7 protein-coding genes are annotated in these 12,663 nt (G+C 43.6%); all 7 read right to left on the bottom strand.

Translation table 11 applies throughout. From position 1 onward, the window contains the following. Window positions 1-336 precede the first annotated feature (336 nt). Window positions 337-1,212 (bottom strand): succinate--CoA ligase subunit alpha, encoded by an 876-nt coding sequence (sucD, locus tag Q0890_RS06215; RefSeq protein WP_299218659.1) that lies wholly within the window; start codon window positions 1,210-1,212, stop codon window positions 337-339. Window positions 1,213-1,347: 135 nt separating this feature from the next. Further along, on the bottom strand, window positions 1,348-2,514 hold the full coding sequence (gene sucC, locus Q0890_RS06220; protein WP_299218661.1) for an ADP-forming succinate--CoA ligase subunit beta: 1,167 nt from the start codon (window positions 2,512-2,514) through the stop codon (window positions 1,348-1,350). A 222-nt stretch (window positions 2,515-2,736) separates the two neighbouring features. Next, window positions 2,737-4,188 (bottom strand): dihydrolipoyl dehydrogenase, encoded by a 1,452-nt coding sequence (gene lpdA / locus Q0890_RS06225; RefSeq protein WP_299218663.1) that lies wholly within the window; start codon window positions 4,186-4,188, stop codon window positions 2,737-2,739. Between the two features lie 332 nt (window positions 4,189-4,520). Continuing rightward, window positions 4,521-5,774 (bottom strand): 2-oxoglutarate dehydrogenase complex dihydrolipoyllysine-residue succinyltransferase, encoded by a 1,254-nt coding sequence (gene odhB, locus Q0890_RS06230; RefSeq protein WP_299218664.1) that lies wholly within the window; start codon window positions 5,772-5,774, stop codon window positions 4,521-4,523. Between the two features lie 184 nt (window positions 5,775-5,958). Further along, window positions 5,959-8,844, bottom strand: a complete 2,886-nt coding sequence (locus Q0890_RS06235) for a 2-oxoglutarate dehydrogenase E1 component (protein ID WP_299218666.1) — start codon at window positions 8,842-8,844, stop codon at window positions 5,959-5,961. Window positions 8,845-9,780: 936 nt separating this feature from the next. Then, the gene (locus Q0890_RS06240; protein ID WP_299219003.1) at window positions 9,781-10,491 is read right to left on the bottom strand and encodes a succinate dehydrogenase iron-sulfur subunit; all 711 of its coding nucleotides are present in this window, start codon (window positions 10,489-10,491) and stop codon (window positions 9,781-9,783) included. A 190-nt stretch (window positions 10,492-10,681) separates the two neighbouring features. Continuing rightward, entirely contained in the window at window positions 10,682-12,532 is a 1,851-nt protein-coding gene (sdhA, locus tag Q0890_RS06245) for a succinate dehydrogenase flavoprotein subunit (RefSeq protein ID WP_299218668.1), read from the bottom strand. Window positions 12,533-12,663: the final 131 nt, after the last annotated feature.

Genomic DNA, 12,663 nt, shown 5'->3' on the forward strand with positions numbered 1-12,663 from the left:
AAATCTACATTTTTTACCCATTTGTCTACTTCTATCTATGTAAGCTTTAACTGGTAAGCCTTACAAAATATTCATAATAGTAAATATAGTTATGATTAACACTAAAGCTTGACCAAAAATATTTGATTTTTAGAATAAAAAACCGATTATCGCCATAATTGCTTACTTTATTCAAGCTATCATAACAATATCTTAGTATGATAGCTTGGTAAGCTCTACTCGTAGCGATATTAAGATCTATTAAACATATTCTTTTTCATCGACTAAAAAAAACACCCCAATATAGGAGTGTTTCTTCTATTAATACTTTAAGGCTCTATATGAACTAGGTCTATACTACCAACCAGTCACTTCTTTAAGCTTATCACCGATTTTGGCTGGGTCACGCGTATACGCGATACCGGCATCTTCAAAGGCTTTGAACTTCTCTTCAGCCGTACCTTGACCACCAGAGATGATAGCGCCCGCATGACCCATACGCTTGCCTTCTGGAGCCGTTACACCAGCGATGTAGCCGACGACTGGCTTAGTCACGTTTTCTTTAATATAAGCAGCTGCTTCTTCTTCAGCTGTACCACCGATCTCACCGATTAATACGATGGCTTCGGTTTGTGGATCGTCTTGGAACAGTTTTAGCGCGTCGATCTGGTTCATACCAGGGATAGGATCACCGCCGATACCGATACAGGTTGACTGACCAAAGCCAAGCTTTGTCGTTTGGGCGACGGCTTCATACGTTAGCGTACCAGAGCGTGAGATGATACCGACTTTACCTGGCTGATGGATATGGCCTGGCATGATACCGATTTTGCATTGACCTGGCGTGATGACGCCTGGGCAGTTAGGACCAACCATGCGTACATCGCCAGCTTCTTCGATATAGCGCTTCGCTTTTAGCATATCGATCGTCGGTACGCCTTCAGTGATCACGACGATAAGCTTTACGCCTGCATCGACAGCTTCAACGATAGAATCTAGTACAAATGGCGCTGGTACATAGATAACTGAAGCACCAGCTTGAGTCGCTTCCATCGCCTCGCTCATGGTATTAAATACTGGTAGACCTAGGTGCGTCTGACCGCCTTTACCTGGCGTGACACCGCCAACGACTTTAGTACCGTATTCAATCGCTTGCTCAGAGTGGAACGTACCGTTTTTACCAGTGAAACCTTGTACCAATACTTTGGTATCTTTATCAATTAATACACTCATTGTTTTTTCCTTGTATTCGGTTGTCTTGTAATAGCAGCTTGTAGGCTAATATATCGTCGATATATTAACGATTCATCATCACCAAAACTGCTATTACGCTTTGACTACTATGTTCAAGACTCTATATATAGAGAATTATGCTTGAACTGCGTCGACAATTTTTTGTGCTGCATCTGCTAGGCCCTGAGCTGACGTTAGCTTTAGACCAGACTCTTCTAGAATCTGTGAGCCTTTCTCAGCATTGTTACCTTCTAGACGTACCACGACTGGTACTTTTACATCGACTTCTTTGACTGCCGCGATGATCGCTTCTGCAATCATGTCACAGCGTACGATACCGCCAAAGATGTTGATAAGAACGCCTTCAACACTGCTGTCTTCTAGGATGATTTTGAACGCTTCAACCACGCGATCTTTAGTTGCGCCGCCGCCAACGTCTAGGAAGTTAGCAGGCTTACCGCCATACAATTTGATGATGTCCATAGTCGCCATAGCCAAACCAGCACCGTTGACCATACAACCGATGTTACCTTCTAGGGCTACGTAGTTTAGGTCAAATTCAGCGGCTTTTAGCTCACGCTCGTTTTCTTGCGTTTTGTCTTGTAGCGCAGCGATTTTTGGCAAACGATATAGGGCGTTTGAGTCGATACCAATTTTGCCATCGACACAGACGATCTCGCCATTTTCACGTACCGCTAGTGGGTTCACTTCAAGCAGTGCAAAGTCATTTTCAACAAATGCTTGATAAGCACCCGTCATGATTTTTACAAACTGGTTGATTTGTTTGCCTTCTAAACCCAACTGAAACGCGACATCACGCGCTTGGTAAGGCATTAGACCTACCAATGGATCTACACTTACTTTAAAGATTTTTTCTGGCGTCTCGTTAGCCACTTCTTCGATATCAACACCGCCTTCAGTCGATGCCATAAAGGTGACACGGCGCGTTGAACGATCGACAACTGCACCAAGATATAGCTCAGTTTGTACGGGATACATATCTTCTGCAACCAAGACAAAGTTGACTGGTTGACCATCAGCATCGGTTTGGAACGTGACTAGATTGGTACCGATAAGCTCATCGGCGACTTGCTTGGCTTCTTCACGAGTTTTAACCAGCTTTACGCCGCCCGCTTTACCGCGACCACCAGCGTGTACTTGCGCTTTAATAACAGCGATATCCGTTGGGGTTTTATCAAAGGCAGCTGCTGCTTCGTCGCCACTGTTGGCAATGATGCCTTCTTGAATTGGCAAACCGTAGCTTTTTAATAGCTCTTTTGCTTGATACTCATGTAAATTCATTGATTGTATCCTTTGTTTTTTACAATTAATAAAAAGTGAAAATAAGTGCACGATAATATGTATATAGTGCACTTATAACCGTAGCTCCAGCGGTTATAACGCTTATCGTTATAACCCTTATCATAAGCATAGTCATCATGATCATCATAGTTATCATAGTCATGACGTCTACTGTGCTACGGTCAATTTATACCTTAATACCTACTCGGTAAACGTTAGCGATTACTTACGTTTTTTACGCTGAATGGCGTGAATAGCACGGCCATCGGCCGATAGTGCCGCTTCGTGTACGGCTTCTGATATCGTTGGATGTGCAAACGTCATTAGCTGCAAGTCTTCAACACTAGAAACAAATTCCATCGCAATCATACCTTGATGGACGATGTCGCCTGCACCAGCAGAGATAGCGTGCATACCTAATAGACGATCTGTTTTTGCATCAGCGACGACTTTAACAGAACCTTGCGCTTCACTTTGCGCCAAAGCACGGCCGTTAGCCGCTAGATTGAATGAACCTGTTTTGACTTCATAACCGGCTTCAGTCGCTTCTTGCTCAGTGAGACCAACCCATGCGATTTCTGGATGCGTATAAATAACGTTGATAATAGTATCATAGTTGACTTGTGCTTTTTCACCATGAATACGCTCAACCGCCATCATGCCCTCTTCCATGGCTTTATGCGCAAGCATTGGACCACGAACTAAGTCACCAATGGCATATACGCCATCAAGATTGGTTTTACATTGTTCATTTACGTCAATCAAACCACGTTCGGTCAAGGTAATACCGCTGTCATCACCCAGTAGCTTTTCAGAGTAAGCACGGCGACCGACACAAACGATGAGCTTATCAAAACGCTCCTCGCTCGATTCGCCTTTGTTTTCGCTTGTAACGACGACTTCATCGCCTTGTACTTCGGCATTAGTGACTTTGGTATCGACGCGGATATCAAGGCCTTGCTTTTTAAACATCTTACGTGATTCTTTAGCGATGTCTTTATCAGCTGCGGCTAAAAATTCAGGTAGTGCTTCGTATACAACCACTTCACTACCTAAGCGACGCCATACAGAGCCAAGCTCAAGACCAATAACGCCCGCACCGATAACGCCTAAACGCTTAGGTACTTCGGTAAAATCGAGTGCACCTGTTGAGTCAACGATACGATCGCCGTCAGTTTTAGCGACAGGAATCTCGATAGGCACAGAGCCTGCTGCCAAAATAACGTTTTTTGCAGTGATGGTGGTCTCAGATTCGTCTTCTAAAGCCGTAAACTTAACTTTTTTGTCAGCGCCTTTGCCGTCTTCTAACGTGCCCCAACCTTGTAGCCAGTCAACACCATTACCTTTTAATAATGCTGCTACACCGCCAGTCAATTGCTTAACAATACCTTCTTTACGCTCTATCATCTGTTCGATATTGATAGAGACGTCGCCTGTGCTAATGCCATGCTCATCAAGATCATGCTTAGTCGCTTCGTAACGATGTGAGCTATCAAGGAGTGCTTTTGATGGGATACAACCGACGTTTAAGCATGTACCGCCAAGCGCCGGCTCACCTTTATAGACACGTTTTTCGATACAAGCCACACTCATACCCAGCTGTCCTGCACGGATAGCTGCTTCATAACCACCGGGACCGCCGCCAATGACGACCAAATCATAATTGTCTTTCATAGTCCGTTCCTATTTCAAATTTTATACTATGCCTAAAAGTTTAATTAACCAGAAAAACCAGTGCAAACGCTACCTATTAGTAGACTAAGCAAGTTTGACCTGGCCAATCATATTTTTCAGGTTTGGTATTCGTTATCGTTTAAGCTATTAAGCAATTTATTAATAACAAACGTAATCAGCCAGCAGATAACCGTATAGTCAATACACTACTTCAGTATCTGATGCTATGTAACGCTGATGTGTAACCGTGAGAATTGCAGAATAACTGGGAGAGCTTTTGTCACAAAGCTAAAAAAGCTTGTATCGGCGATTACCAATACAAGCTCAAACACTTATAGATCTAGTAGTAATAATGATGGATCTTCAACGAGCTCTTTGATAGTCACTAAGAACTGTACCGCTTCTTTACCATCGATCATACGGTGGTCGTAAGACAGCGCCAGATACATCATCGGTAAGATTTCAACTTTACCATCAACAGCCATTGGGCGATCATTGATAGCATGCATACCTAAAATAGCCGTTTGCGGCGGATTTAAGATAGGCGTTGACATAAGCGAGCCAAAGACACCGCCGTTTGAGATAGTGAACGTACCACCAGTCATCTCATCTAGACCTAATTTGCCTTCTTGTGCTTTACCGCCAAGCTCACGGATTTTGCTTTCAACATCCGCCATGCTCATGCGATCGGTATCACGCAATACTGGCACAACTAAGCCACGATCTGATGAAACGGCAACACCGATATCATAAAAACCATGATAAACGATATCATCGCCATCTAATGAGGCGTTTACTGCTGGGAAACGTTTTAGCGCTTCGGTAGCGGCGCGTACGAACAATGACATAAAGCCTAGACGTACACCATGACGTTTTTCAAACTTATCTTTATACTTCGTACGTAAGTCCATCAACGGCTTCATGTTGACTTCGTTAAACGTCGTTAGCATCGCTGTATCTTGTGATGCTGACAATAGACGCTCAGCAACACGCTTACGTAAACGGGTCATTGGTACGCGTTTTTCAGTACGCTCGCCCGTTGACTCAGCGACAGGACGACCACTGTCAGACTTGATAGAGCTATCAGCTTTTAGCGTTGGACTTGCCATATCAGTCTTGGTTACTCGGCCGCCGCGACCACTGCCTTCGACTTCTTTAGGATCTACGCCACTTTCTTTGGCAGCTTTACGTACCGCTGGACTTTGATCTTTATGATCGGCTTCATCATGCGGCGCATCTGGACGACTTGGGGTATCGCCATAGCCAGTTTCTTTTTGTTGTACTGGTGCAGCAGGTTGATCTGGATCTACGGCTGGCGCTTCATTAGAGCCAGCATCAGAACTGCCACTTGCGCCAGCTTCAAACTCTGCGATTAAGTCAGCTGATTCAACAGTATCATCGACTTGCTTGACGATTTTGGTCACTACACCGTCATCAGGTGCAACGACTTCTAATACTACTTTATCAGTTTCAATTTCTGCTAATAGGTCATCACGATTAACCTGTTGACCTTCAGTGACATGCCATTCAACAATCGTGCCATCGGCAATCGATTCTGGAAAAACGGGGGCATTGATTTCAGCCATCGATATACTCCTTAGATTTAGATATTACTATTTATTATTACGTCGTGATAGACAGCTATTTCCTATTTAAGGATAGGTCATTAATAAAAACATACCCTCATACCTCATTTACTTCTTGAGCATATAACCATGTAATAGGATCTAACTGCTATCGTCTCATTGATTAATCTTATGTTGGTAAGACTTATTCAGCCAATTTATCCACACTAACACCTAGACTCTCGGCAACCAGTGTTTGCTGCTGCTGAGCATGCAACTTCGGTGAACCAGTCGCTGGCGCTGCACTAGGAGGACGTGCTACTGGCTCCATCACTTTCGCTTTAGTCGGATGCGGTACCACAATACGGAACATATGCGGCGCTAAATAGTACCAAGCACCTTGGTTCAAGGGTTCTTCTTGTGACCAAACGATCTCTTCTAGATTGCTGTATTTTTCTATCTCAGCAATCAAGCGTTCTTCTGGAAGTGGATATAACTGCTCAATACGAACGATGGCCACATGCTCTAGACCCAATGCGCGGCGCTGCTCAAGTAGGTCGTAATAGACCTTACCGCCGCACAGTACCAAACGTGTGATCTGATCGGTATTTTGCTGATCAATCTCTGGTAGTACTGTCTCAAATTTGCCGTTAGCAAGCTCTTCCAATTGTGAAGTTGCAAGCTTGTGACGTAATAAGCTTTTGGGTGACATCACGATCAGGGGTTTACGAATTGGACGTACTGCTTGACGACGTAGTGCATGATAGATTTGCGCTGGCGTAGTCGGAGTAATGACCTGCATATTGTCTTCAGCACATAGCTGTAAAAAGCGCTCAAGACGTGCTGAAGAATGTTCAGGGCCTTGACCTTCATAACCATGTGGTAACAGCATCGTTAGACCGCAAACACGTTGCCACTTGGTCTCACCACTAGAGATAAACTGGTCGATAACCACCTGTGCACCGTTAACGAAGTCGCCAAACTGCGCTTCCCATACGATCAACGCATTGGGTACTGTCGTTGCATAGCCATACTCAAAGGCTAGTACCGCTTCTTCTGATAGCAATGAGTTGTAGGTGGCAAAACGCGCTTGGGTCTCGCTTATATGCGCAAGTGGCACATACATACTGCCATCGTTGACGTTATAAATTTCGCTATGGCGATGCGAGAAAGTACCGCGGCCAACATCTTCACCAGTGATACGTACTAATACATCATCATTGTCGACAAGAGAAGCATAAGCAAGCGTTTCTGCTGCGCCCCAGTTAAGAGGCTCTTCACCAGTTTGCATCGCTAAACGCTGATCAACAAGCTTTTGCACTTGACGCTGTAGCTTATAACCTTCTGGCATTTTCGCCATGCGATGGCCATACTCTTTTAACTTTTCGATATCGACACTGGTATCCCAATCATCGACCAAGTCATGACCTAAATACGGCTTCCAGTTAACAAAGAGCGCTTCATCAGGATCATTGACCAAAGAATTCACCACATAATCACCACGATCTAGCGACTCACGGTATAAGTCCTCGTAGTTTTTGGCTTTTTCTTCATCGATTACGCCAGCTTCAACCAATTGCTGTGCATAGAGTGCACGAGTCGTTGGTAACTTTTTGATAACGGAATACATCAAGGGCTGGGTTGCAGAAGGCTCATCTGCTTCGTTGTGACCGTTACGGCGATAACAAAACAGATCGATAATAATGTCTTTATCAAACTCATGACGGTAATCAAGTGCAAGCTGCGCGGCAAAAACAACCGATTCAGGATCATCACCGTTTACATGTAAAATAGGAGCATGAACCATTTTGGCGACATCGGTACAGTATTCTGTCGAACGCAAATCTTCTTGACGACTGGTCGTAAAGCCAACTTGGTTGTTTATAACAATGTGTACCGTACCACCCGTGGTATAGGCACGTGTCTGTGACATCTGAAAAGTTTCTTGTACTACGCCTTGACCAGCAAACGCTGCATCACCATGCACAACAATCGGTAGTACTGAGTTGCCATCTTTGTCATTATGACGAGCTTGATCATTACGACGCACTTGACGAGCGCGAACAGAGCCTTGTAACACGGGGGCAACGATTTCAAGATGAGATGGGTTAAAAGCCAATGCTAGATGAGCTTCACCGCCTGGCGTCATCACATTAGATGAATAACCATTGTGGTATTTGACATCGCCTGAGCCTTTTTCTGGCTGTACTTTTCCATCAAACTCGTCAAATAAATCAGCAGGATTTTTACCTAAGACGTTAACCAATAAGTTAAGACGTCCACGGTGAGCCATACCGATAACCATCTCTTTGGTACCGTAACTACCAGCACGTTGAATGATTTCGTTAACCGCAGGAATAAAGCTTTCGCCGCCTTCTAGACCAAAACGTTTTACGCCCGTATATTTACGCGCTAAGTACTTCTCTAATCCTTCAGCAGCCGTCAAACGCTCCAAAATAGATAAGCGTTTTTCCTCGTCAAACTTGATGTAACCTAGATTGGTCTCAAGATACTTTTCCATCCAGCGTTTTTCGGTACTGGTGGTCACGTGCATGTACTCTACACCGATATGACGGCAATAGACGCGCTCCATAATTTCGATAATTTCACGCAATGGCGCTTCTTTTTTACCGATATTAAGATCGCTAGTAGGATATACAGTATCGAGATCGGCTTCTGATAAGCCATGATAAGCGAGGGTCAAATCTTCGACTTCAGCGCGCGGATGCAGCTCTAAAGGGTCAAGCTGTGCACGGCGATGACCACGACGACGATACGCCGAAATCAATTGCTGAACAGCCATCTGTTTAGGGTCTGCACAGTCTTCTGGGGTGCTTATAGCTGCATTGTCAGAGGCGGGGCCAACTTTGTTGGCTGTCTGATTACGAGCAAGCAATAAGAATTGATCTTTAATGGCATTATGCTTAGCATCGTTAGGAGATTGGTACTGCTTAAAATAATCTTGCCAATCCGTATCGACACTGTCTGGGTCGCTTAAAAACTGCTCATAAAGGGATTCGATATAAAGGGCATTGTCAGCGGCAAGTTCAGTATGTTCTACGCCGGCTGCTTCTTTCGTTATACTATTCATAATAATCGTCTATTTGATAGATAAATGAATGGAATCGTGCTTATTATTGTGTGTTCTATTATACGCTAAGCTTTAAAAAAAGTTGGTATACATCATGAAATACTATTTACTAGTTATTACTTATCGATAGTTACTGTTTTTGAGTAATAGTTTGTGGATAATGGTCATTGACTGATTATGTTAAGCGCTACTTATGATTGCTTGATATTATAAATGAGTATGAGCCACGATAATATCAAGTCCAAGCTTCACTAACGTTATTTACTTAGATAAACGATCGCTTTGCAAGAAATGTTTAAAAACCATTTAAAGTGTTATCTATAACGAGCATACACTGCTATATAAGGTAACATGTATAAATTACTTGACATAGTTTGTTTGTTCAATACTAAGTATTTACATATTAAATATTAACTATTACTTTTCGAATAGTAGTCATTACTTTACGGACATCAGGCGCATATTATTAACGATGCTATGGTTAAAATTTCGTAGAGAGTTAGTATAAAGAGTCTATTTTTTTAACGTTGTTTAGTGGCGCTATGATAACATTTTTATGAAGCAATATTTATCATAAGTTGCGAAACACCAACTTTATTTATAAAACAGTCTTAGTTATGACAGACATCACTCTCATAAAGAACTCATAAAGAAACGATTTCTTCGCACTAAACGAATCTTTAACTTTTACAATCGACGAAATTATATGATGACCTATCAAATCAACAAGCTTTTTATCATGTATAAATTGTACAGGTAAATAATAGTCAATCTATAATCTCTTACATGCTACCAACGTACTGTACGCATAGACTTACATTAGTTAAGATAAATGACTCTCGTCTTGCTAATCTAGCAATAGAGCACTTTGTACAATAAAAAAACCGCCTGATCAACAGACGGTGTCTTTGTAAATTAAAGCGTATGCATATCCAGTTAACCTGCTTGATCAAGCAGCAAACTGCGTAGATTACCGATTGCTTTAGTAGGGTTCAAACCTTTTGGACAGACTGACACACAGTTCATAATACCGCGACAACGGAATAAGCTAAACGGATCGTCCAGACGTGCTAGACGTGCTTGCGTATCAGTATCACGACTATCAACGACAAAACGGTTGGCGTTAAGTAGTGCTGCTGGACCTAAGAACTTGTCAGGGTTCCACCAAAATGATGGACAGCTGGTAGAACAACAAGCGCATAAGATGCATTCGTACAGACCGTTCATCTTTTCACGCTGCTCAGGTGACTGCAAACGCTCGGTTGGCGGCGCTGGCTGCTCATTAATTAAGTAAGGATGTACTTTTTCGTATTGCTCATAGAACTGGTTCATGTCAACGACTAAGTCACGGACAACAGGTAAGCCCGGCAATGGACGAACAGTGACTTTTTCAGGCAATGTGTTCATGTTAATCAAACAGGCCAAACCATTTTTACCGTTAATGTTTACGCCATCAGAACCGCAAATGCCTTCGCGACATGAGCGGCGGAAAGTGATGGTTTCATCTTCCTTTTTGAGACGCAATAACACATCAAGCAACATACGATCTGAGTCTTGTAGCTCAATCGTATAAGTCTGCATGCGCGGCGCTGCGTCCACATCAGGATCGTAGCGATAGATTTCGATGGTGCGAGTACCTCGGCTCATAATGCTAAACTCCACACGTAGGTGATGGCGGGCATACAAAATGTGCATCATATCAGGGCCATGATTCAACATACATTATAGCACTGGTATAAGCTTGTAGCTGGCGGTCACCTTTTTAATAAATGAATAAAGGATAAAACGTTTGCGCGCCTGCTATTTATTACCTATATAGTAGGCGCAGCGTCTAAAATTAATAAACGCGAACTTTTGGCTCGATATAGTCGACCGTCAATGGTACCTTGCGCACAGGCTTATAAAGAATACGGTTGCCTTCAGAATACCACAAGGTATGCTTCATCCAATCATGATCATTACGACCGTTTGGTGCATAGTCATCATCTTCTGGACGATCGTAGTCAGAGACACTATGTGCACCGCGGCTTTCGTGACGATTTGCAGCTGATATCATCGTGGCTTTTGCTACTTCATATAAGTTAGCAACTTCAAACGCCTCAATACGAGCGGTGTTAAAGACTTGTGACTTGTCGCCTAAGTGAATGTTATCCACTTTTTCGCCAAGCGCTAAGATTTTTTCAACACCTTCATCCATCAATGCTTGGGTACGGAATACGCTTGCATGCTTTTGCATGGTCGCTCGAATCTCGTCTGCCACGTCTTGCGCATTGTAGCCATCAGTTGACTGCTGTAACTTGTCCAAACGACGTACCGTAAAATCTAGTACATGCGGGTCAAGCGGCTTGTAGTTATGATCGGCATGATGATACTCATCAACAATATGCTTACCAGCGGCGCGGCCAAACACTACCAAGTCAAGTAAGGAGTTGGTACCCAAACGGTTGGCACCATGGACACTAACGCAAGCACATTCGCCGATCGCATACAGACCTTTGACGACCTCACCTTTTTCATAAAGACCGTCTTCATCCGTACCCGCTTCTAAATCTGGCACAACCACCTGACCATGAATGGTAGTCGGAATACCGCCCATCATATAGTGAATAGTAGGGATAACTGGAATAGGCTCTTTGGTGATATCAACGTTCGCAAAGTTTTTACCAATCTCAAATACTGATGGTAAACGCTTCATGATGGTTTCCACGCCTAAATGCGTCATATCCATGACGATATGGTCGGCATTGGGGCCACAACCACGACCTTCTTTGATCTCTTGGTCCATAGAGCGCGACACTAGATCACGTGGGGCTAAGTCTTTAACGGTTGGCGCATAACGCTCCATAAAGGCTTCGCCATCTTTGTTACGTAAGATTGCCCCTTCACCGCGGCAACCTTCGGTCAGTAGCACCCCTGCTCCATGAACGCCCGTTGGGTGAAACTGCCAAAATTCCATATCTTGTAATGGAATACCTGCACGAACCGCCATACCAATACCGTCACCAGTGTTAATATAAGCGTTAGTAGAGGCGGCAAAAATACGACCAGCACCGCCTGTCGCTAATACTGTAATTGGGGATTGGAAGACAGCAACCGTACCAGTCTCTTGCTCAATAGCAACAACGCCATTGATATTACCGGCCTCGTCTTTGATCAAATCAAGCGCAATCCACTCGATAAAGAACTGCGTACCTTGCTGTAAGTTTTTCTGATACAAAGTGTGTAATAGTGCGTGACCAGTACGGTCAGCAGCAGCACATGCACGTTGAACCGCTTTTTCGCCATAGTTCGACGTATGACCACCGAATGGACGCTGGTAGATCGTACCATCTTCGTTACGGTCAAAAGGCATGCCCATGTGCTCAAGCTCATAGACGACTTTTGGTGCTTCGCGGCACATATATTCGATAGCGTCTTGATCGCCCAACCAATCTGACCCTTTTACGGTATCATAAAAGTGAAAGTGCCAATTGTCATTGCTCATATTACCTAAGCTTGCACCGATGCCACCTTGAGCAGCAACAGTGTGCGAACGTGTTGGAAATACTTTGGTAATTACCGCCACATTCATGCCTGCTTCAGCTAAATGTAGTGAAGAACGCATACCTGAGCCGCCACCGCCAACGATGACTGCGTCATAGTTGAGGGTTTTAATGTTGCTAATGGTATTATCTTGTCTTGTTGCCATTACAGTTTTCCTAATGCTTGTGAAGTAAATACAAGGAGTCCTACTAGACATTATGTCCGCGCAGCTAAGTATCTTTGTACACTTAAAAGTACGCTAATGTCTTTACTAGGAGCACCTTCAACCACTTACTA

Origin of the sequence: uncultured Psychrobacter sp., assembly GCF_947488565.1 — a bacterium.
Lineage (GTDB): Bacteria > Pseudomonadota > Gammaproteobacteria > Pseudomonadales > Moraxellaceae > Psychrobacter > Psychrobacter saeujeotis.